The 21224-nt window shown below is 72.9% G+C and carries 21 protein-coding genes and 1 pseudogene; 18 read left to right on the top strand and 4 right to left on the bottom strand.

Annotated elements, in window-relative coordinates:
- Window positions 1-45: 45 nt before the first annotated feature.
- Entirely contained in the window at window positions 46-579 is a 534-nt protein-coding gene (locus IE140_RS29250; RefSeq protein ID WP_109177479.1) for an EF-hand domain-containing protein, read from the bottom strand.
- A 284-nt stretch (window positions 580-863) separates the two neighbouring features.
- Between IE140_RS29250 and IE140_RS29245 the strand changes: the two genes are divergently transcribed.
- Window positions 864-1646 (top strand): helix-turn-helix domain-containing protein, encoded by a 783-nt coding sequence (locus IE140_RS29245; RefSeq protein WP_150197023.1) that lies wholly within the window; start codon window positions 864-866, stop codon window positions 1644-1646.
- On the opposite strand, the gene IE140_RS29240 is transcribed toward IE140_RS29245, so the two are convergent.
- A complete protein-coding gene (locus IE140_RS29240; protein WP_167533556.1) occupies window positions 1636-2733 on the bottom strand; it encodes a MerR family transcriptional regulator in 1098 nt (365 codons plus the stop codon). The genes IE140_RS29245 and IE140_RS29240 overlap by 11 nt on opposite strands.
- 279 nt (window positions 2734-3012) lie before the next feature.
- On the opposite strand from IE140_RS29240, the gene IE140_RS29235 reads away from it, so the two are divergent.
- The 10 genes and pseudogenes from IE140_RS29235 to IE140_RS29190 all read left to right on the top strand — a co-directional run bounded on the left by IE140_RS29235 (window position 3013) and on the right by IE140_RS29190 (window position 12608).
- Entirely contained in the window at window positions 3013-4047 is a 1035-nt protein-coding gene (locus IE140_RS29235; RefSeq protein ID WP_150197021.1) for an iron-siderophore ABC transporter substrate-binding protein, read from the top strand.
- A complete protein-coding gene (locus IE140_RS29230; RefSeq protein ID WP_093445527.1) occupies window positions 4044-5087 on the top strand; it encodes a FecCD family ABC transporter permease in 1044 nt (347 codons plus the stop codon). The genes IE140_RS29235 and IE140_RS29230 overlap by 4 nt, the downstream gene beginning before the upstream one ends.
- Window positions 5084-6136, top strand: coding sequence for a FecCD family ABC transporter permease (locus tag IE140_RS29225; RefSeq protein WP_150197020.1), 1053 nt, complete (start codon window positions 5084-5086; stop codon window positions 6134-6136). Before IE140_RS29230 ends, IE140_RS29225 begins: the two co-directional genes overlap by 4 nt.
- Window positions 6133-6996 (top strand): ABC transporter ATP-binding protein, encoded by an 864-nt coding sequence (locus IE140_RS29220; RefSeq protein WP_109177474.1) that lies wholly within the window; start codon window positions 6133-6135, stop codon window positions 6994-6996. The genes IE140_RS29225 and IE140_RS29220 overlap by 4 nt, the downstream gene beginning before the upstream one ends.
- Window positions 6997-7142: 146 nt before the next feature.
- Complete coding sequence (locus IE140_RS29215; RefSeq protein ID WP_150197026.1) at window positions 7143-8339, top strand: cytochrome P450; 1197 nt, start codon at window positions 7143-7145, stop codon at window positions 8337-8339.
- A gap of 19 nt (window positions 8340-8358) precedes the next feature.
- A complete protein-coding gene (locus IE140_RS29210; protein WP_268252794.1) occupies window positions 8359-9492 on the top strand; it encodes a type III polyketide synthase in 1134 nt (377 codons plus the stop codon).
- Between the two features lie 98 nt (window positions 9493-9590).
- Window positions 9591-10781: a S8 family peptidase gene (locus tag IE140_RS29205; RefSeq protein WP_150197018.1), complete on the top strand. Its 1191-nt coding sequence runs from the start codon at window positions 9591-9593 to the stop codon at window positions 10779-10781.
- A 45-nt stretch (window positions 10782-10826) separates the two neighbouring features.
- Window positions 10827-11138: pseudogene (locus IE140_RS29200) on the top strand (substrate-binding domain-containing protein); the annotation flags it as partial.
- Between the two features lie 80 nt (window positions 11139-11218).
- Window positions 11219-11536 carry a cupin domain-containing protein gene (locus IE140_RS29195; RefSeq protein WP_150197017.1) on the top strand — a complete coding sequence of 106 codons (318 nt, stop codon included), beginning with the start codon at window positions 11219-11221 and terminating at the stop codon, window positions 11534-11536.
- Window positions 11537-11672: 136 nt separating this feature from the next.
- Window positions 11673-12608 (top strand): YihY/virulence factor BrkB family protein, encoded by a 936-nt coding sequence (locus IE140_RS29190; protein WP_189460839.1) that lies wholly within the window; start codon window positions 11673-11675, stop codon window positions 12606-12608.
- A gap of 24 nt (window positions 12609-12632) precedes the next feature.
- Here IE140_RS29190 and IE140_RS29185 read toward each other — a convergent pair whose 3' ends face one another.
- Complete coding sequence (locus IE140_RS29185; RefSeq protein WP_150193669.1) at window positions 12633-13460, bottom strand: M12 family metallo-peptidase; 828 nt, start codon at window positions 13458-13460, stop codon at window positions 12633-12635.
- A 214-nt stretch (window positions 13461-13674) separates the two neighbouring features.
- Between IE140_RS29185 and IE140_RS29180 the strand changes: the two genes are divergently transcribed.
- A complete protein-coding gene (locus IE140_RS29180; RefSeq protein ID WP_150193668.1) occupies window positions 13675-14544 on the top strand; it encodes a substrate-binding domain-containing protein in 870 nt (289 codons plus the stop codon).
- Window positions 14545-14574: 30 nt separating this feature from the next.
- Here the strand turns inward: IE140_RS29180 and IE140_RS29175 are convergent, their stop codons facing one another.
- Complete coding sequence (locus tag IE140_RS29175) at window positions 14575-15000, bottom strand: nuclear transport factor 2 family protein (protein ID WP_093445520.1); 426 nt, start codon at window positions 14998-15000, stop codon at window positions 14575-14577.
- Between the two features lie 117 nt (window positions 15001-15117).
- Here IE140_RS29175 and IE140_RS29170 point away from each other — a divergent pair, with 117 nt between their 5' ends.
- From IE140_RS29170 to IE140_RS29145, 6 genes are all read left to right on the top strand, one after another.
- Complete coding sequence (locus tag IE140_RS29170; protein ID WP_150193667.1) at window positions 15118-15687, top strand: PadR family transcriptional regulator; 570 nt, start codon at window positions 15118-15120, stop codon at window positions 15685-15687.
- A gap of 79 nt (window positions 15688-15766) precedes the next feature.
- Window positions 15767-16375 carry a helix-turn-helix domain-containing protein gene (locus IE140_RS29165; protein WP_150193666.1) on the top strand — a complete coding sequence of 203 codons (609 nt, stop codon included), beginning with the start codon at window positions 15767-15769 and terminating at the stop codon, window positions 16373-16375.
- A complete protein-coding gene (locus tag IE140_RS29160) occupies window positions 16372-17802 on the top strand; it encodes an MFS transporter (protein ID WP_150193665.1) in 1431 nt (476 codons plus the stop codon). The genes IE140_RS29165 and IE140_RS29160 overlap by 4 nt, the downstream gene beginning before the upstream one ends.
- A complete protein-coding gene (locus tag IE140_RS29155) occupies window positions 17786-18718 on the top strand; it encodes a carbohydrate kinase family protein (RefSeq protein WP_150193664.1) in 933 nt (310 codons plus the stop codon). The genes IE140_RS29160 and IE140_RS29155 overlap by 17 nt, the downstream gene beginning before the upstream one ends.
- A gap of 199 nt (window positions 18719-18917) precedes the next feature.
- A complete protein-coding gene (locus IE140_RS29150) occupies window positions 18918-19952 on the top strand; it encodes a beta-ketoacyl-ACP synthase 3 (protein WP_109177465.1) in 1035 nt (344 codons plus the stop codon).
- Window positions 19936-21192, top strand: coding sequence for a beta-ketoacyl-[acyl-carrier-protein] synthase family protein (locus IE140_RS29145; RefSeq protein WP_150193663.1), 1257 nt, complete (start codon window positions 19936-19938; stop codon window positions 21190-21192). The genes IE140_RS29150 and IE140_RS29145 overlap by 17 nt, the downstream gene beginning before the upstream one ends.
- Window positions 21193-21224: the final 32 nt, after the last annotated feature.

Genomic DNA, 21224 nt, shown 5'->3' with positions numbered 1-21224 from the left:
TACCCCGCGCTCCGGGCACGGCATCAGCGGCCGGGGACGGACGTCTCAGACCGCGGTGCCGACGACCAGGTGGTCCCCGGGGATGCCGGCCTTGCCCGGCGCGTAGTAGTCCTTGATCCCCGCGACCCACGTCTCCACCCGGATCCGGTCCCCGTCGGCCGGCTCGAACGCGTCGAAGAGCGCGTCGATGTTCGCCGCCTCGAACCCGATCGCCCGCATCAGCGCCATGAACAGCGGGCGCTCGATCAGACCGTCGCCGTCCGGGTCGCCGAGCGCGGCGAGCGCCTCGGCGAACACGGCGATGGTCGCGTCGAACCGCTCCGGCGACAGCACGCACGCCTGGAACTCCTCGAAGCTGATCTCGCCGTCCCCGTTGGCGTCGAGCTCGGTGAGCAGGGTCGTCCAGTACCGCCGGAACGCTCCCCGCATCGCGTCCTTCGCCGCCCGGTCCGAGGCGTGCGCCTCGTGGACGACGCGCTCGGCCATGAGATCGAAGTCGTCCTGCTCCAGGACGCCGTTGGCATTGGCGTCGAACAGGGAGAAAACGAGCGCGACCCGCCTGGTGGCCTCAGTGCCCATGAATCCGTCACCCTTCTCCGCACGTCATGTTCCACCGGCCACGGCCCGGTTGCCGGGCCGGCCCACCCACTGTCCGGCCGGGCGAAGGCGTACGCGGCGAAAGCGGTGAGCCCTTCACCTGAAGGACGTACCCGGACCCGCGTAAACGTCGAGTCGAGGCAGACGAAGGGGGCACCGGACCCCGCACGCCCCCCGAGGCACGATGCCAACGGAAAGGCCTACCCTGGGCGGATGCGCCACCCGTCCGCCGCGAGCCGTACCCGTACCGTCCGGGGCCGCCTTCCATGACCAGGGAGACCCGGTCGCTGCCCGCGCACGCGCCCGGCGCGGTCGACACTCCCTTCGTCATCCAGGGCTACGACGAGGTCGTCTCCCACGACACCCTCTGGGACGCGCACTCCCACCCCTTCCACGAACTGCTCTGGAACGAGCGGGGCGCCTCCTCGGCGGTGGTCGGCGAACGCATCTGGACCATCACCCCCTCGCTCGGCCTGTGGATGCCCGCCGGGACCCTGCACTCCGGGTCGGCGACGGCGGGGACCTGGTTCCGGGCGAGCTTCTTCGGCTTCCGTACGACGTCGTCGATCTCCGACACCCCGGTCGCCGTCGAGATCACCCCCTTGCTGCGTCTCCTGCTGGAACGGCTCGGCGAACCCGGCCTCGCTCCCTCCTCCCGGGCCGCGACCGAGGCGCTCGTGCTCGACGTTCTCGCGCCGTCGCCCCGCGAGCTGCTCGTCCAGGTCCCCACCTCCGGCCTCCTGCGCCCCATCGCGAACGCGGTCCGCGAGGATCCGGGCGACCAGCGGACGCTGGCGGACTGGGCCTCCGAGCTGGGGGTGAGCACCCGTACGGTCACGCGCGCTTTCAGCGCCGAGACGGGCACGAGCTTCGTCCGCTGGGTCGCGACGGTCCGCGCGCAGCACGCGATCGGCCTGCTCACCCGGGGCTGGGACGTCGAGTCGGTCGCCGAACAGGTCGGCTACCGCTCCGCGAGCGCCTTCGGCGTGGCCTTCCGGCGGACCACCGGGCTGACCCCGGGGACGTTCCGGCCCGAGTTCACGCCCTGAGCAGGCGGAGGCCCAGATCCGCCGCGTCGAGGTCGACGAGGTCGCCGTTGCGTTCGGCCCACCGGCCGGAGGCGAGATCGTCGCCGAGACCCCGTACCGCACGCTCCTCCGCCTCCGGCCCCACCCTCGTCCACACCGACGTCGCGCGGCGCACACGCTCCTCCAGATACGCCCCCGGCCGGCGCCAGTACGCCTCGAACAGGCCGTCGGTGCAGTCCCACGGGACGGGCACCGGTTCGGTACGGGCACCGATCGCGTCGGCCATCCCGGCGAGCGAGGGGAATTCCGCGAGGACGCCGGTGAACTCGGGCAGATAGTCGCGGGTGAGCCAGAACCGGTCCTGCCACCCCGGCTCGTCGGTGTCAAAGGTGAGCACCACCACGCGGCGTGCCACCCGCCGCATCTCGCGCAGCCCCGCGATCGGGTCCCCCCAGTGGTGAACGGTGGAGACGGCCATCGCGACATCGAAGGAACGGTCCGCGAACGGCAGGCACTCCGCAGCGGCGTCGACGCACGGCGCCGAGCCGGGAGGCCGCTGCCCCCGCATGACCGCCGACGGTTCCACCGCGGTCACCCGGCGGTCGGCAGGCTCGTAGGAGCCGGTGCCGGCCCCGACGTTCAGCACCGTCCGCGCGTCCCCGAGCGCGTCCCAGATCTGCTCGGCGATCCGTGGATCGGTGCGCCTGGTCGCGGTGTAGGCGCCTCCGATCGTGTCGTACAGCCGTGCACCGAGCAGGTTCAGTTGCTCTTCCGGTGTCACCTCAAGTCCCTTCGCCCGTGTCCTGAGTTCCCTGTCGATGGCCGTCACCATCTCGTCGGCGCGATCACGCCGCTCCAGCAGCAGGCCGCGCAACCGGTGCAGGTGCGCGACCGCGTCGGCCGACGGGTCGTCGACCAGTTCCGCGATCTCCCGCAGTCCGAAGCCCAGCCGCCGATAGGCCAGCACCTCACGCAGCCGTTCCATGTCGCCCGCCGCATAGGCCCGGTACCCGGCCGCGGTCCGCGCGGACGGCCGGACCAACCCGATCCCGTCGTAGTGATGCAGCGTGCGGACGCTCACGCCGGCCAGCTCGGCCACACGTCCCACTGTCCAGTGTTCTTCCACGGCACCGACTATGCGGCCTGACGCCACGTGAGGGTCAAGAGCCTCATGTACCGGCCGTCCCGCCCACGACGGATGTCCTTATCGCTACAACACCTGTCTCAAACGGTTGATTGCGACAGCCGGGCCGACTCTCATAAAGTGCGAAGGCAAGCCTTACCTAAGCCGCTCTGCCTCCGCAGTGCACCCCTCCACGACGGCGGCCCCCTGCCCGGATGTGCGGGAAGCGGCACCCCGATCCTCCGGAAAGCCGGGTACACACCCATGTCCTCACACCGCCTCCGCCTGCTCGTCGTGGCGGCCGCCCTCGTGGGCGTCTCCGCCTGCGGCGGGTCGTCCGACACCGGGAACAAGGACGACGAGAGCCGCTCCGGCGGCGCGTTCCCCCTGACCGTCGAGCACGCCCTGGGCAAGACCACCATCCCCGCCAAGCCCGAGCGCGTCGCGACCGTCAACTGGGCCAACCATGAAGTCCCGCTCGCACTCGGCGTCGTGCCGGTCGGCATGGCCGCGGCCAACTTCGGCGACGACAACGACGACGGCGTGCTGCCCTGGGTCGAGGAGAAGCTCGACGAGCTGAAGGCCGAGACGCCGGTGCTGTTCGACGAGACGGACGGCATCGACTTCGAGGCCGTCGCGGACACGAAGCCGGACGTCATCCTCGCCGCCTACTCGGGTCTGACCAAGAAGGACTACGAGACCCTCAGCGAGATCGCCCCCGTCGTCGCCTACCCGGACGCCGCCTGGGCGACGCCGTGGCGCGAGATCATCCGGACGAACAGCAAGGCGATCGGGCTCGCGGACGAGGGCGAGAAGCTGATCAGGGAGCTCGACGGCGACATAGCCAAGACCGCCGCCAAGTACCCGCAGCTCAAGGGCAAGTCGGCGATGTTCATGACGCACGTCGACCCCAACGACGTCAGCGAGGTCGGCTTCTACACCACGCACGACACCCGCACGCAGTTCTTCCAGGACCTCGGGATGAAGATCCCCGGCTCCATCGCGAAGGCGTCCGAAGGCACGGACAAGTTCGCCCTCACCAAGAGCGCCGAGCAGATCGACGCCTTCGACGACGTCGACATCATCACCGGCTACGGCGACGACACCGGCGAGCTGCTGAAGACCATCACCAAGGACCCGCTGCTCTCGAAGATCCCCGCCGTCGAGCGCGGCTCCACCTACCTCCTGCCCGGCAGCAGCCCGCTGGCCACCGCCGCCAACCCGACGCCGCTGTCGATCAACTATGTGCTGGACGACTACGCCGCCGCCCTCGCCAAGGCCGCGGACAAGGTCAAGTGACCACGCTCGACACCCGCACCCCGCCGGACGCCGTCACCACCAGGCGCCCGGCGGGCGTGCGCCTGCTGTGGGTCCTGCTCTCCGTGCTCGCCCTGGCCGCCGTCATGGTCGCCTCCGTCGCCTTCGGCTCCCGCGACGTGCCGTGGTCCGACGTCGTCGCGGCGTTCGGCGGCGCGGACGACACCCTGGGGCGGGCGGCCGCGACCAAGCGCATCCCCCGTACGGTCCTCGCCGTCGTCATCGGTGCCGCCCTGGGCCTCGCCGGCGGCGTCATGCAGGGCGTGACCCGCAACCCGCTCGCCGACCCGGGCATCCTCGGCGTCAACATGGGGGCCTCCCTCGCCGTCGTCACGGCCGTCGCGTTCTTCGGGCTCACCTCGCCGACCGGCTACATCTGGGTCGCCATCGCGGGCGCCGCCCTGTCCGCCCTGTTCGTCTACACCGTCGGCACGCTCGGCAGGGGAGGGGCCACCCCGCTCAAGCTGGCGCTCGCCGGGGCCGCCACATCGGCCGCCTTCGCCTCGCTCGTCAGCGCGATCATCCTGCCGCGCAACGACATCGCCGGAAGCTTCAAGCTCTGGCAGATCGGCGGCGTCGGCGGCGCGTCCTTCGAACGCATCGCCCAGGTCGCACCGTTCCTCGCCGTCGGCTTCGCCGTTTGCCTGCTCTCCGCTCGCGCTCTCAACTCCCTCGCCCTCGGCGACGAGTTGGCGGCAGGTCTCGGTGAACGCGTCGCCGTGGCACGGGCGGTGGCCGCCCTCGGAGCCGTACTCCTCTGCGGAGCGGCCACCGCCGTCGCCGGACCGATCGGCTTCGTCGGCCTCGTCGTCCCGCACACCTGCCGGCTCCTCGTCGGCGTCGACCACCGCTGGCTCCTGCCGCTCTCCACGGTGCTCGGCGGGGTGCTGCTCACCGCCGCCGACGTCGTCGGCCGGATCGTGGCCCGCCCCTCCGAGATCGACGTCGGCATCGTCACGGCCCTGATCGGGGCGCCGTTCTTCATCTACATCGTCCGCCGACAGAAGGTACGTGCCCTGTGAGCGCGCCCGTCCTCACCCGGCCCGCCTCCGTCGAGGCCGCCACCCGCCGCCGCGTCCGGGGCGCCTCGCGCCGCCGCCGGACCGTCCTGGTGCTGGTCCTCCTCGTGGTCGCCGCGTTCGCCGTGACCCTGATGGCGGGCCGCACCTACTACCCGCCCGGCGACGTGCTCCGGGTGATCCTCGGCGAGCAGGTGCCCGGCGCGTCCTTCACCGTGGGCCGGCTGCGGCTGCCGCGCGCGGTCCTCGCCCTCGTCGCCGGATTCAGCTTCGGCCTGGCCGGCGTCACCTTCCAGACGATGCTCCGCAACCCGCTCGCCAGCCCCGACATCATCGGCATCAGCTCGGGGGCGAGCGCCGCCGCGGCCATCGCCATCGTCACCCTGTCCCTCGGCGAGGTGCAGGTCTCCGTCCTCGCCATCGTCGCCGGACTCGGCGTCGCCCTGCTGGTGTACTCGCTGGCGTTCAAGGGCGGTGTCGCCGGAACCCGGCTCATTCTCATCGGCATCGGGATCTCCGCGATGCTCGACAGCATCACCTCCTACGTCCTGTCCCAGGCCGCCGAATGGGACCTCCAGGAGGCGATGCGCTGGTTGACCGGCAGCCTCAACGGAGCCACCTGGGACCAGGCGATCCCCTCCCTCGCCGCGGCCGCCGTCCTCACCCCGCTGCTGCTGGGGCAGGCCCGTAACCTCTCCGCGCTCCAGCTCGGCGACGACACCGCCTCCGCCCTCGGCGTACGCGTCGAACGCACCCGGATCACCGTGATCGTCGCCGCCGTCGGGCTGATCGCCTTCGCCACGGCGGCGGCCGGACCCATCGCGTTCGTGGCGTTCCTCTCCGGGCCCATCGCCGCCCGCATCACCGGAGCGGGCGGCTCGCTCCTCGTGCCCGCCGGACTCGTCGGCTCCCTGCTCGTCCTCGTCGCCGACTTCACCGGCCAGTTCGCCTTCGGCGAGCGCTACCCCGTCGGCGTCGTCACTGGCGTCCTCGGAGCCCCCTACCTCGTCCATCTGATCATCCGCACCAACCGGGCGGGAGGCTCGCTATGACCACGCACCACCGACTGACCGCCGAAGGACTCACCCTCGGCTACGGCGACCGCACCGTCGTCGACTCCCTCGACCTCTCCGTACCGCCCGGGCGGATCACCGTCATCGTCGGCGCCAACGCCTGCGGCAAATCGACCCTCCTGCGCTCCATGTCCCGGCTGCTCGCCCCCAGGGCGGGCCGCGTCGTCCTCGACGGCAAGGAAGTGCACCGGCTGCCCGCCAAGGAACTGGCCCGCACCCTCGGACTGCTGCCGCAGTCGCCCGTCGCCCCCGAGGGCATCACCGTCTCCGACCTCGTCGGCCGCGGCCGCCACCCGCACCAGGGGATCTTCTCCCGCTGGAACGAGAAGGACGACGCCGCCGTGGCCGCCGCCCTGGAGGCCACCCACACCGAACCGCTCGCCGAACGCGCCGTGGACGAACTCTCCGGCGGCCAGCGCCAGCGCGTGTGGATCGCCATGGCGCTCGCCCAGCAGACCGACCTGCTGCTCCTCGACGAGCCGACCACCTTCCTCGACGCCAGCCACCAGATCGAGGTCCTCGACCTCCTCACCGACCTGAACCGCTCGCGCGGCACCACCATCGTGATGGTCCTCCACGACCTCAACCTCGCCGCCCGGTACGCCGACCACCTGATCGCCCTCGCCGACGGCGGCCTCCACGCCTCCGGCACCCCGGCCGAGGTGCTGACCGAGGCGACCGTCCGGGCGGTCTTCGACCTCGACAGCCGCATCATCGAGGACCCCGTCTCGGGGCGCCCCCTGATGCTCCCCATCGGCCGCCACCACGTCCTGGACCGGGCCGAGGCGCTGCCCGCCGGAGAGTCGGCCGGCCGAGCGCCGGGGCGTGCGCCCCTCTGATCGGCTGACTGCGGAGCGTGACTGCATGTTTCGAAGGGTGACGGGGGACAGAGGGGAGGTCTGGTGCCGGGTCCCGCTCCGGCACGCCCCCCTTCCCCGAAGCGGTCATTGGGAGAACCTCGGTGGAGAACACCTCGGTGCAGAACATGGAAACCGTACGGAACTGCCCGTTCGACTACGCGCAGCAGCTGGAGTTCGACCCCCAGCTCAGGCACTTGCTGACCGAGGAGCCGGTCTCCCGCATCCGGATGGCGTACGGCGAGGGCGAAGCCTGGCTCGTCACCCGCTACGAGGACGTCCGCACGGTCACCACCGACCGGCGGTTCAGCCGCAGCGCCGTCCTCGGCCGTGACTTCCCCCGGATGACCCCGGAGCCGATCGTCCAGGCCGGGGCCATCAACCTCATGGACCCGCCCGCCAGCAGCCGGCTCCGCTCCCTGGTCGCCAAGAGCTTCACCCCGCGCCGCGTCGAGCAGATGCGCGGGGGAACCCAGCGCGTCGTCGACCGGCTGCTCGACGAGATGGCCGAGGAGGGCGCACCGGCCGACTTCGTCGCCCGGGTCTCCTCGCCGCTGCCGCTCATCACCATCTGCGAGGCGCTCGACATCCCCGAGGCCGACCGCCCCTGGCTCCGCGCCCACGCCATGACCATGATGAACGTCGGGGCCGCCGGCAAGCAGGACGCCGTACGCGCCAAGGCGGAGCTGCGCGGCTACTTCCAGGAGCTGACCGCCCACCGGCGCCGCTCCCCGGGCGAGGACCTCATCAGCACCCTGGCCACCGCCCGGGACGGCGCCGAACTGCTGGACGACGACGAACTGGCCGTCATGGCGATGGTCCTGCTCATCACCGGCCAGGACACCACCACCTACCAGCTCGGCAACATCGCCTACATACTGCTCACCCGCCCGGAACTCCTCCACCCCCTCCAGGCCGAACCGGCGCGGCTGCCCCGCACTCTGGAGGAGCTGCTGCGCCATATCCCCTTCCGCAAGGGCGTCGGCATCCCGCGCATCGCCCTGGAGGACGTGGAGGTCGGCGGCGTCCTCATCAAGGCCGGCGACGTGGTCCACGTGTCCTATCTGACGGCCAACCGGGACGCCGCCAAGTTCGACCGCCCCGACGAGCTGGACCCCGACCGGCCGTCCATCCCCCACATGACGTTCGGCTGGGGCGCCCACCACTGCCTGGGCGCGCCGCTCGCCACCATGGAGCTGGAAGTGGCCTTCTCCACGCTGCTGACCCGCTTCCCGGCCCTGCGTCTGAACGTGCCGCCCGAGGACATCGAGTGGAACACGACGTCCATCTGGCGCTACCCGCTCGCCCTGCCCGTCACCTGGTGACGAGAGCCTCCGCTCCGAGATACGAGGAGAACCCATGGCGACCCTGTGCAGACCCGCCATCGCTGTGCCCGAGCACGTCATCACCATGCAGCAGACCCTGGACCTGGCCCGCGAGACCCACGACGGGCACCCGCAGCGCGATCTCGTCCTGCGGCTCATCCAGAACACCGGCGTCCAGACCCGCCACCTCGTGCAGCCCATCGAGGAGACCCTGAAGCACCCCGGATTCGAGCTCCGCAACCGGGTGTACGAGGCCGAGGCCAAGAGGCGGGTGCCCGAGGTCGTCCGGCAGGCCCTCGCCCACGCCGAGACCGACCCGTCCGAGATCGACCTGATCGTCTACGTCTCCTGCACCGGCTTCATGATGCCCTCGCTGACCTCGTGGCTCATCAACACCATGGGCTTCCGGCCCGAGACCCGACAGCTGCCCATCGCCCAGCTCGGATGCGCGGCGGGCGGCGCGGCCATCAACCGCGCGCACGACTTCTGCGTGGCCTACCCCGAGGCCAACGTCCTCATCGTCTCCTGCGAGTTCTGCTCCCTGTGCTACCAGCCCACCGACATCGGCGTCGGCTCGCTGCTCTCCAACGGGCTCTTCGGGGACGCCCTCTCCGCCGCCGTCGTACGGGGGCAGGGCGGCACCGGGATGCGGCTGGAGCGCAACGGCTCGCACCTGGTGCCCGACACCGAGGACTGGATCTCCTACGCGGTGCGCGACACCGGATTCCACTTCCTGCTGGACAAGCGGGTCCCCGGCACGATGGAGATGCTCGCCCCGGTCCTCCAGGACCTGGTCGACCTGCACGGCTGGTCCGTCCCGGACATGGACTTCTTCATCGTCCACGCGGGCGGGCCGCGCATCCTGGACGACCTCTGCCACTTCCTGAAACTGCCGCCGGAGATGTTCCGCTACAGCCGGGCCACCCTCACCGAACGCGGCAACATCGCCAGCTCCGTCGTCTTCGACGCGCTGGCCCGGCTCTTCGACGACGGCGGTGCCGCCGAGTCCGCGCAGGGCCTCATCGCCGGCTTCGGACCCGGCATCACCGCCGAGGCGGCCGTGGGCCGCTGGACCAACGACGACCTCCGCCCGTCCGTCGAAGCCGGCCTCGATGAGCTGGAGCTGACCGCCGGCGTTGCGCTGTCCGGCTGAACCGGCTAAGGCGACCGGCGGACGGGGACGAAGGAACGGTGTTCGCGCTTCGCGGATGCACTCGCTCCGCGAACGGACCTCCATCCCGAGGAGAATGCATGCGCCTGCCCGCCCGATGGGCCACGGCCGCCCTGCTGCTGATCGCCCCGATGATCGCCGTCCCCGCCCCGGCCTCGGCCGACAGCGGACCGGAAGGGGTCGCGGTGGAGCAGTCCACCCGGGCCGTACCTGGGCAGTACATCGTCACCCTGGAGCCCGAACTCTCGCCGGACACCGTCCTGCGGGAGCTCGGGCTCGACCCGATGTTCCGTTACGGAAACGTCCTGCACGGCTTCGCCGCCACGCTCACCGCCGCCGAACTCGAAGCGGTACGCACCGTTCCCGGCGTCCTCGCCGTCGAGGAGAACGCCGAAGTGGCCGTGGAGGCGCCCAGGGCGGGAAGCCTCTTCCGGGCCCCCGCGGCCGGCTGGGGCACCGACCGCATCGACCAGCGCGCCCTGCCGCTGGACGACACGTTCACCACCACGGCCACCGGTGACGGCGTGAAGGTGTACGTCGTCGACACCGGGATCGACGCCGCGCACAGCGAGTTCGGCGGCCGGGTCGTCAACGGGTACGACGCCGTCGGGGACGGCCGCGGCGGCATGGACTGCAACGGACACGGCACCCATGTCGCCGGCACCGCGGGCGGAGCGACCTCCGGCGTCGCCCAGGGCGCCTCGCTGGTGAACGTACGCGTCCTGGACTGCGAGGGCCGGGGCACCTGGGCCGGCATCCTCGCCGGATTCGACTGGGTCGCCAAGGACGCCGAGCGCACCAAGGCCCCCGGCGTGCTGAACGCCTCGCTCGGCGGGGCCCGCTCCAGCGCGGTCGACGAGGCGGTCGAGGCCGTCGCCGACGCGGGCGTGCTGCCCGTCGTGGCCGCCGGGAACGACGACCGGGACGCCTGCGACGTCTCCCCGGCCGCCGCCGACGGCGTGGTCACGGTCGGCGCGAGCGACCGGCAGGACCGGGAGACCTCCTTCAGCAACTGGGGCTCATGCCTCGCGCTGTACGCCCCCGGGGCCGACATCGTCTCCGCCCGGCTCGGCGGTGGCACCGTCTCGCTGAACGGCACCTCCATGGCCAGCCCGCACGTCGCGGGCGTCGCCGCGCTCTACAAGGAGGAGAACCCCTCGGCCTCGCCCGCCGCCGTCGCACGGTGGCTCAACGACACCGCCACCCCCGACGTGCTCTCCGGCCTCGGCCAGGGCTCGCCCGACCGGCTGCTGTACACCGGCGGCCTCTGACGGCCCGTCGGACGGCCTGTCCGGTTCCCCGCGACGGGACCGGACAGGCCGCTGGAACGGGGCGTCACCGGCATCATCTGCGCCAGCGACCCCCTGGCGCTCGGTGCCGTCCGCGCGGCCCGCAGGCGCGGCCTCGGCGTACCGTCCGACATCTCCGTCGTCGGCTACGACGACTCGGCGTTCATGAACTGCACCGAACCCCCGCTCACCACCATCCGCCAGCCCATCGAGGCCATGGGCCGGGCCGCCGTCGAACTGCTCTGCACGGGCATCCAGGGCGGATCGCTCCCGCCGGAGGAGCTGCTGTTCGAGCCGGAACTGGTGGTCCGGGGCTCCACCGCGCAGGCGCCCCGCTGAGCCCGGACCACCGGTCCATCCGCCGCCGCCGGGGCACGCCAGGATCGCGGGGTGCGCGCGGCTGCGGCACAGTGGGGCACATGGACGACCTCAACGTGACTGCCGAGGAACACCTGACCGCCGCCCGCGCCTCCGCACACGGCCGCAGCGCCCACCTCGTGCTCCAGGAGCCCCCCTTGCGGCAGACGGTGATCGCCCTCACCGAGGGGACCGCGCTCGACGAGCACAACGCGCCGCCCGCCGCCTCGCTCCTCGTCCTGCGCGGCAGCGTCCGCCTCACCGCCGCCTCCGGCGACGCGGAACTCCCCGCCGGAGCCCTGCACCCGATCCCGCAGGAGCGGCACGGGCTGCTGGCGCTCAGCGACGCCGTGGTCCTGCTCACCGCCGTCAACGACTGACCGGACACCGATCGCCGGGGCACCCCGGGTGTGCCCCGGCCCCGACGTGGCAGGAGAGGATCGAGCGGGGTCGCCCGTCCGGGAACGGGCAGGTCCCCCCGGCCACCGCAGCCACCCACGTCCCCGGAGTACCAGCTTGCCCACCCAGACCGCGTCCGCCGCGGACAGCACCGCCCCCGCCGACGGGCACGCCTCCCCGCCCCGCTCCTGGCTCACCGCTCTGCGCCGTACCCCGGTCTCGCTGTGGAACGACGACATCACCGACTGGGCCGCCGCCCTCACCTACTACGCCATCCTCGCCCTGCTCCCGGCACTCCTGGTCACCGTGTCCGTGATCGGCCTCGCCAACCCCGGCGCGACCACCGCCCTGATCTCCGACATCACGGCGTTCGCGCCCGCCGAGTCCGGGGAGGCGCTGCGCAAGCCGCTGGAGGCGGCGACCGAGCAGCGGTCCGCCGTCTGGCTGCTCGTCGCCACCGGGTCCGTGAGCGCCGTCTGGTCCGCGTGCAGCTACCTCGCGGTCTTCCGCCGGGCGATGCACGCGATGCACGGCGTCCGGGACAACCGGCCGCCCCTGCGCCAGGCGCACATCATCGTCGTCTCGGCGATCGGCCTGCTCCTCCTGCTGATGACCAGCGCCTTCGCCCTCGTCATGACCGGCCCGCTGGCCCGCTGGCTCGGCCGTCGCATCGGTCTGCCGCACGAGGGGGAGACCCTGTGGGCGGCACTGAAGTGGCCGCTGCTGGTCTGCCTCGTCGCCTGCCTGATCATGGTCCTCTTCAGCACCGGCCCCCGCTCCGCGCGAGGTGTGCGCCGAGGCCTGCCCGGCGGGATACTCGCCGCGTTCTGCTGGCTCACCGCATCGGCGCTGTTCGCCCTCTACGCGACCCAGGTCGGCAGCTACAGCCGGCTGTACGGATCGCTCGCCGGGCTCGTCGTCTTCCTGATCTGGGTCTGGTTCGCCAACCTCTCCCTGCTGGCCGGAGCCCAGTTCAACGTCGAGCTGCGGCGGCCCGAACCACAACGGGACCCCGGCACGGACGCGGACGGGTCCGCCCCGGCCGCAGGCTGAGCCGGGCCGGGCGCGTTCCCCGGCTCACCCCTTGGTGCGGTACCCGGCGACGATCGGCATGGTCTCGCGCAGCACCCGTACGCCGTCGTTGTCCACGTCGCCCAGCCGGCGGCCCTCCCACGTCCCCGTCGCGCTGGAGAACCGGCTGATGCGGCGGCAGTGGTCGCCGCACGCGGAGCGGTACGCCATGATCGTGTAGCGCGTGCCGTCCTCGGTGACCCAGCCGGTGTTGTACGGGCGGTTCCGGCTCACGCTCATCGAGCCGTCCGGGTTCCCCGCCAGCGTCGTACGGTCGTGGGCGAGGCCCAGGTTGTGGCCGATCTCGTGGCTCGCCGAATCCAGGTCGATCCCGTCGACGTCGACGACCGCGTAGGCGTACTCGTCCGTGGAGCTGTCGAGGGCGGGCGTGTAGTCCGCCGTGCCGCCGCCCCGCTCCGGCCGGTCCACGACCAGCGTGACCAGATCGGCGCCGTACCGTGCCCGCTGTTCGTGCGCCTGGCGTCCCACCCCCGCCGATGTGTGGTCCTTGAGCAGGGCGTGAGCGGCACGGAACTCCTCCGACCCCTCGTAACCGGTCACCGTGTGCGGGTGGACGACGCGGATGACGCCGCAGAGCCCGCCGCCCGCCAGGGACCGGTTCATCCGGGTCGCGATTTGCTGGGCCGAGGCGGGCACCCGGTGCTCGCCGCCGACCCGCCGCGCGGCCTTCGGTGTGTAGAGGACCAGCACGTCGACCACGGGGCAGGGGGCGGCCCGTGTCGCTTCCGCCGCGGCGTGCCCGGTGGCGGTAGCCGCGCAGAGCGACGCACCGATGCCGACGGCCAGAACTGCCTTCACGAGGTTCGCGCGCACGGTGAGTCGACTCCGTCCGGAAGGGGCGCCGCCCAATAGCTGAAAGTGACTTACTTTTAACACTCCGTGACGTTGTGCGCCTGTTGTGCCCGAAACCGCCGACGGGCCGTCTACTCGCCGGTCAGAGGGGTGTGGCGGTGAGGAGGTGGGCAGGTACACGTGTACGAACTCGCACGAATGGAACGGCAGTCGGCGGCAGAGGGGCGTGTGTGACGTGACGGAACAGAGCGAATGGCGGTTCTCCGACGACCGGGGTCAGCAGTCGACGGCGCCCCGGCCGCCCGGCCGGGTGCTGGCCTACGTCCAGGCCGGTGCGACCCTGTGGGACCTCGGAATCCGGCCGGTGGGGATCTTCGGCTCCGACCACGACGGACCCGACGCCGACACGGCGAAGACCGGGACCCTGCCGCTCGCCGACGTCGAGTACCTGGGCGCGGGAGGCGCCCTGGGCGTCGAGCGGCTGCTGAGCGCCGATCCGGACCTCGTGGTGGCCGTCAGCTACGGCGGCGGTCATGTCTACGGGCTGGCTCCCGAGACGGCCAAGCCCCTGGAGGAGCGGGTCCCGGTGGTCGTCCTCGACGTCAGCCAGGCCCGTACGTTCGGCGAGATCGGCGACCGGTTCGCCGAACTCGCCCGCTCGCTCGGCGCCACCGGGCGGCCGGACGCGGACCAGGACCTAGACGCCGCCCGGGAGCGGCTGCGCGCCGTCGTCGCCACCTCCGCCGACGCGCCCCGGGTGCTCGCCCTCTCCCCGGCCGGCCCGGACCAGGCCCATGTCGCCCGCCCCAGGATGTGGCCCGAGCTGCGCGTCCTCACCGAACTGGGCGTCCGTCTCGTGGAGCCCGCCGAAGGCCCGGGGGCCAACTGGTCGACCCTCGACCGCGCCGACACCTTCGCGCTGCGCCCCGAGGTGATCCTGACCGACATCCGCGCCCACGCCGCGCCCCTGGAGGAGCTGCGGGGGAGTGAGGGCACGCCGACGCCCGTCGTCCCGTGGAACCCCGAGCCCCTCTACGGCCCCCGCGACCACGCCCGATTCCTGGGCCTGGTCGCGGACGCCCTGGAGGCGGCGCGGGCGAGCTGAGCCCCGGGTTCCGCGGGGCGCTCCCGGGTTCTACGGGGCGGGGGCGAGGCCGTCGGCGACCAGTCCGGCGAGCACCGCCTCGCCCAGCGCCTGGACGGCGGAGGCCGGACGGACCATCACGGTGAACTCCTTGATGCGTCCGTCCTCGTCCAGGTGCACCAGGTCGATGCCGTGGATCTCCTTGCCGCCGACTGTCGCCCGGAAGAGCAGGACCGCCGACGGGGCCTCGGTCCCGTCGGCGCTCGTCTGTGAGGCGCCTGCGAACTCACCGACGTACCGGAAGTCCTCGAAGGTGCGCAGCAGGACGCCGAAGAGGCCCAGGACCGCCGGCCGGCCCTCGAACGGCGTGAACTTCACCGGGCTGTAGAGCCGGATGTCCTCGGTGAACAGATCGTCCAGGGCGCCGAGGTCGCGGTTGTCGACGGCGGCGCGGAAGCGGTCCACTGCGGTGGTCATGTGCCCTCCTCATAGTCAAGAAAGTGACTAGTCAGTTTCATGACTATCATGAGGGTCGGTGTGCCGGACAGGGGTGGACGGGGATCCGCCTCGGCCCGGCTGAGAGGAGGCGGTCCGATGGCGTTGCGCCATGCGGTGCTGGCGGCGCTGCTCGACGAGGAGCTGAGCGGCTACCAGGTGACGAAGGCGTTCGCGGCGGGTGTCGCGAACTTCTGGCACGCCCTGCCGCAGCAGGTCTACGCGGAGCTGGCGAAGCTCGAGAAGGAGGGCATGGTCGCCGGGCGGGAGGTCGTCCAGGAGGGGCGTCCCAACAAGCGGCTGTTCCGCGTCACCGGCGAGGGGCTGGCCGAGCTGGAGGGCTTCGCGTCCACCGCCGCCAAGCCCGCGTTCCTCCGGGAGGACCTGCTGGTCCAGGTCCAGGCGGCCGACCATCTCGACACCGGCGTGCTGATCGGGCGCCTCACCGAGCGGTACGCGTTCGCCGAGGCCAAGGCCGCGCTGTTCGAGGAGCAGTTGCTCAGGATGCGCGGCGACCTGGACGAGGCGGAGTTCCTGCTCCGCGGGGCGCGCGTCGGCCCGTATCTCACCTGCCGCCGCGGGCGGGACTTCGAACGCGCCAACCGCGACTGGTGCCGGGATGTGATGGAGGTGCTGCGAGCCCGGCAAACGGCTGGAGGAGAGGTCTGACGGCCGACTCCCCAACTTTCCCAAAAATATTCTGCAAAAACTCTTTGGTAAAGTGCTTCCGTCTGCCTACGCTGCTGCCATGGACAGCGAAGACAGCGGTCGCGTACTCGATCCCGCTCAGGACGGGGCCGCCCTCAAGGCCCTCACCCACCCCCTGCGCCTCACCCTGCTCGGACTGCTGCGCCAGCACGGCCCCGCCACCGCCAGCGAGCTCGCGGTCAGGACGGGGGAGTCCTCGGCGTCCACCAGCTACCACCTGCGGGTGCTCGCCAAGTACGCGTTCGTCGCCGAGGCCGACCACCGCGACAGCCGGGAACGCCGCTGGAAGTCCGTGCACGACGTCACCTCGTGGAGCAACGAGGCGATGCACGCCAGCCCCGGCGGCAGCGTGATCCTCAGTGTCCTGCACCGCCGTCAGATCGAGCACCTCCAGCAGTCCCTGGACCGGCACGAGGCGGACCTGGACAGCGGCCGGCTGGGTGAGGAGTGGCATGAGCCTTCGGGGCTCAGCGACCTGATGCCCCGGCTGACCCCGGAGTCCCTCGCCGAGCTGTGGGAGGTGTTCCGCGCGAAGACGGCCGAGCTGACCGCCCGTGACGCCGAGGACCCCCGCGCCGAACAGGTCGTGCTGTTCACGGCAGGACTCCCGCTGGCCCCGGAGGCCACGGACGCCGGAGAAGACGCATGACCGGCCGTCCGGTCCCCGCCGCCGTCTCCCCGGGCCATGGCGGCCTGGACGGCGCGACCGCGCGCCGCCGTTACGTCACGGTCTCCTTCCTCTTCTGGCTCCCCATCGGCATGTCCATCGCGACGGGCGTGCTCCTCTTCACCGAACGCGGCATGGGTCTCGCCGCCATCGCAGGCTTCTACGCCGTGCACTCCCTCACGGCCGCCGCGATGGAGCTGCCCACCGGCGGCCTCTCCGACGTCATCGGGCGGCGCCCCGTCCTGGCCGTCGCCGGGCTGCTCAACCTCGCCGCCTTCACCCTCATCGGACTCGGCGCGGCGGGCTGGGCCATCGCGCTCGGCATGGGCCTGATGGGCTTCGCCCGCGCTCTGTCCAGCGGGCCCGCCGAGGCCTGGTACGTCGACACCGTCCACGCCCACGAGGGCCCCGACGCCGATCTGCGTACGGGCCTGGCGCGCGGCAGCTCCGCCACCTCGGCCGCCCTCGCGCTCGGCACCGTACTCGGCGGCGGGCTGCCCTGGCTGCTCGGCCTCGCCCCCGGAGCGGGGGAGTGGCTGGCCGACACGACCGGCGGACTGGTCATCCTGCTCTCCGTGCCCGCGCTGCTGGGCGCCCTGGTCGAAGGCGTCTTCGTGCTGTACGTGCTGAGCGCCCTGCCTGAACCGCCCCGGCCCCGTACCACCCTGCACCGGGTCGTGGGCGGTGTGCCCGCGGCCATCGCCGCCGGGCTGCGGCTCGGCGCCCGGGACGCCCTGATCCGGCGCATCCTGTTCACCGCGAGCGCCGCCGGGGCCGCCCTCGCCGCCGTCGAACTCCTCACCCCCGGCCGGGCCGCCGCCTTCATGGGCGCCGCCGAATCCGGGGCCCTGGTCTTCGCCGGGCTCGCCTGCGCCGGGTTCCTGTGCTCAGCCCTCGGCAGTCAACTCGCCCCGCTCGTCGCCCGGTTCACCGGCAGCAGTGAGCGCGCGGTGCTCGCGAGCCTCGGCCTGGTGACGTTGGGGCTGACCCTGCTCGGCCTCACCACGCACTCGATGAGCCCTCTCGCCACGACGGTCGCCGTCACCGGCTACGGCCTCGTCTACCTGGGCCTGGGAGCCGCGGGCCCCAACGAGAACGATCTGCTGCACCGCCGGGTCGACGCCTCCGGCCGCGCCACCGCCCTCTCCGTCCAGTCGCTCTCCCTGCAACTGGTCGCCGCCGGCGCCGGCCTCGGCGCGGGCGCCCTGCCGCCGGGGCCGCTGCCCTGGCTGCTGGCCGCCACGGCCGTGCTGGCCGGCGCGCTGCTCTGGGTCCGCAGGGCCGCCCCGGCGAAGACACCGGCCCGCCCCGACACCGTGGCCGGGGGCCCGGTCGCCGCCCCCGTTCCCGCCGGACCGCTCCACGACACCGCACCCGAGGAGATCCACCCCCATGCTCGACCGACTTGAGCCGCTGGTCATCGGCGAATGCGTCGCCGACATCGTCCGGCAGCCGGACCGGGCCGACCGGGTCCACCCCGGCGGCAGCCCCGCGAACGTCGCGTACGGGCTGGCCCGGCTCGGCCATCACCCCACCCTGCTCACCCAGTTGGGCGCCGACGACCACGGGCGGCTCATCCGGGACCATCTGACCGCCGCCGGGGTCGAGGTCCGCACCGGCGAGGCCACCGGGCCGACCCCCTCGGCCGTGGTCACCCTGGACGACCAGGGGCACGCCACGTACGCCTTCGATGTCGGCTGGACCCTCAGCGCGGTCCCGCTCGACCGGGCGCCGGGGCATGTGCACGCCGGCTCCATCGCGGCCGTCGTCGAACCCGGGGCGGCAACAGTCCTGGCCGCCCTGGAGTCGCTGCCGGCCGGGGCCACCGTCAGCTACGACCCCAACGTGCGGACCGAGTTGATGGGCGAGCGAGACCGGGCCGTGGCCCGCGTCGAGCGCTGCGTCGCGCTGAGCGACGTGGTCAAGGCCAGCGACGAGGACCTGCGGTGGCTGCACCCGGAACAGGAGCCGGAGCGGGTCGCCGAGCGGTGGCTCGCCGCCGGCCCCGCCCTCGTCCTCGTCACCCGGGGCGAGGCGGGCGCGTTCGCCCTGTTCCCCGGCGGCCGGATCAGCACCGACGCCCCGGCGGTCGAGGTCGCCGACACCGTCGGCGCCGGCGACGCCTTCATGTCCGGGACGCTCCACGCTCTCGCCGCGCACGGGCTCCTCGGCCCGGACGGCCGGGCCCGGCTGCGCGCCGTGGACCGGGACACCGTGGCCGACGTCCTGCGCCACGCGGTCGCCTCCGCCGCCGTGACCGTCTCCCGGGCCGGGGCCAATCCGCCGGGCCCCGACGAGCTCCGCGAGGCGCTCGGCGTCAACTGACGCCACGTCATGACCCGTTCGGCGCAGTCGAACGCACCCTCGTGAGACGTTCCGCCGTTCGTCAACCCGATGCAGTACGACAACGGGATCGGGGCGACGGGTGGCAACGGGGCGACGGGTGGCGAGGAGACGGACGGCCGACAGCGGGACGGAGCCGGGGACGCGGGCGGGCGTCTTAGCGGCCGGGGAGCGCACGGCGGTGCTCCAGGGCGTGGCGGGCTGGGTGCCGGGGGAGCCGGTCGGCAACGAACGGCTCCCCGCCGACTGGGCCGTGGACGACGCCTGGGTCCGACGGCGCACCGGCATCGGCAGCCGCCACCGTGCCGGAGAGGGCGTCGCCACCGGCGACCTCGCGTTCGAGGCGGCCTCCCGGCTGCTGGCCCGCGCCCCGGTGGCGGGCCGGGTGGACGCGGTGGTCCTGGCCACTGCCACCCCCGACCACCTCTGCCCCGGCACCGCCCCCGCGCTCGTGGCCCGGCTGGGGCTCGGCACCGTACCGGCGCTGGACATCGCCGCCGTGTGCAGCGGCTTCGTCTACGGACTCGCCGTCTGCCACGGTCTTGTCACCTCGGGTCTCTACGAGCGGATTCTGCTCGTCGGGGCCGACGTCTACTCGACCTGGCTCGACCCGGCCGACCGCTCGGCGGGCGTCGTCTTCGGAGACGGGGCGGGCGCGGCCCTGGTGGCGGCCGGGCGCCGCGGCGATCCGGGGGAGCTGCTCGCGTTCGACCTGGGCAGCGACGGTACGGGCTACGACCTGATCACCGTCCCCGGCGGCGGGGCCCGCGCGCGGGCGAGCGGCAAGCCGGCCGGCCCGGGCGACGGGTACTTCCGGATGCAGGGCGGCACCGTCTACCAGCATGCCGTGGAGCGGATGACCGGCTCCTGTCGGACGCTCCTGGACCGGGTCGGCTGGGACCCGGCCGAGGTCGACCGCTTCGTACCGCACCAGGCCAACGCCCGGATCCTGCGTGCCGTCGCCGAGCGGGTCGGCATCGCGCCGCAGCGCTGCGTGACCCATCTGGAGCGGGTCGGCAACACCGGTGCCGCCTCCATCCCGCTGGCCCTGGCCGACGCGGCGGACGGCGGGCTTCTGCACCCCGGAGACCGGGTGCTGCTCACCGCCTTCGGGGGCGGACTGACCTGGGGTTCGGCGGCACTTCGCTGGCCCGGGACCCCTCAGACCATGTGCATGGACTCTATGGAAGGAACACAGCATGTCGCTCCCCGCTGATCAGGGCACCGAGGCCCGAGCCGGCACCGCCGTGGCGGTGACGGGCATCGGCCTGGTGACACCCGCAGGGGCGGACGAGCACAGCTTCTGGGAGGGGCTGTGCTCCGGGCGGTCCACCGCCCGGCGGATCGAGGAACTCGCGGGCCTGCCGGTCGACTTCGCCTGTCCGGTCGACGGCATCGACCTGGACGCGGCGGTGGGCGGCCGGTCGGTGTGGCGGATGGCCCGGTTCGTGAAGCTGGCGCTCGTGGCCGCCCGGCAGGCCGTCGCCGACGCCGGCCTCGACCCCGCCCGGTGGGACGGTGCCCGGGTCGGCGTGGTGCTCGGCGTGGGCGTCGGCGGCGTCTCCGTACTCGTCGACAACGCGGCCAGGCTGGCGGCCTCGGGCCCCGACGCGGTCTCCCCGCTCCTCGTGCCGATGATGATCCCCAACGCGGCGGCGGGCGAGGTCGCCATCGCGCTGAAGGCGGGCGGCCCGAGCCTCGCCCCCGCCACCGCCTGCGCCTCCGGGGCCACGGCCGTCGCCGTCGCCCGCGATCTGCTGCTCGGCGGCAGCTGCGACGTGGTGGTCGCGGGCGGCGCGGAGTCGGTGCTGACCCCGCTGGTGGTCACCGCGTTCGCCCGGATGGGCGCGCTGTCCACCCGCACCGGCGAACCGGCCGCCGCCTCCCGCCCGTTCGCCGCCGACCGGGACGGCTTCGTCATCGGCGAGGGCGCCGCCATGCTCGTCCTGGAGCGGGAGGAAGGGGTACGGGCCCGGGGCGGCCGGACGCGCGCCCTGCTCACCGGGGCCGGCTCCAGCACCGACGCCCACCACCCCACCGCCCCGGCCCCCGACGGGCACGGCGCCCAGCGTGCGGTGCGGGCGGCGCTCGACCAGGCGGGCTGGACGCCGGGCGATGTCGACCACATCAACGCCCACGGCACCTCCACCCCCCTCAACGACGCCATGGAGACCACCCTCATCTCCCGGCTCTTCCCGCACCGGCCGCCGGTCACCGCGCCCAAGGGCGTCACCGGACACACCCTGGCGGCGGCGGGCGCGATCGAGGCCGTGGCCACCGTCCTGACGCTGGAACGTTCCACCCTACCGCCGATCGCCAACCTGGACGCGCTCCCCGACGCCTTCCCCCTCGACTGCGTGACGAAGGAGCCCCGTCACCGGCGGGTCGAGACGGCGCTCAGCCACTCCTTCGGCTTCGGCGGCCACAACGTCGTACTGGCCTTCCAACGCGCCTGATAATCGGGGGCATTTCGGGACGGCGGGGGTGT

This window comes from Streptomyces parvus (genome assembly GCF_014648875.1).
Classification (GTDB): domain Bacteria; phylum Actinomycetota; class Actinomycetes; order Streptomycetales; family Streptomycetaceae; genus Streptomyces; species Streptomyces parvus.
This window is presented reverse-complemented; position numbering and strand designations above follow the sequence as displayed.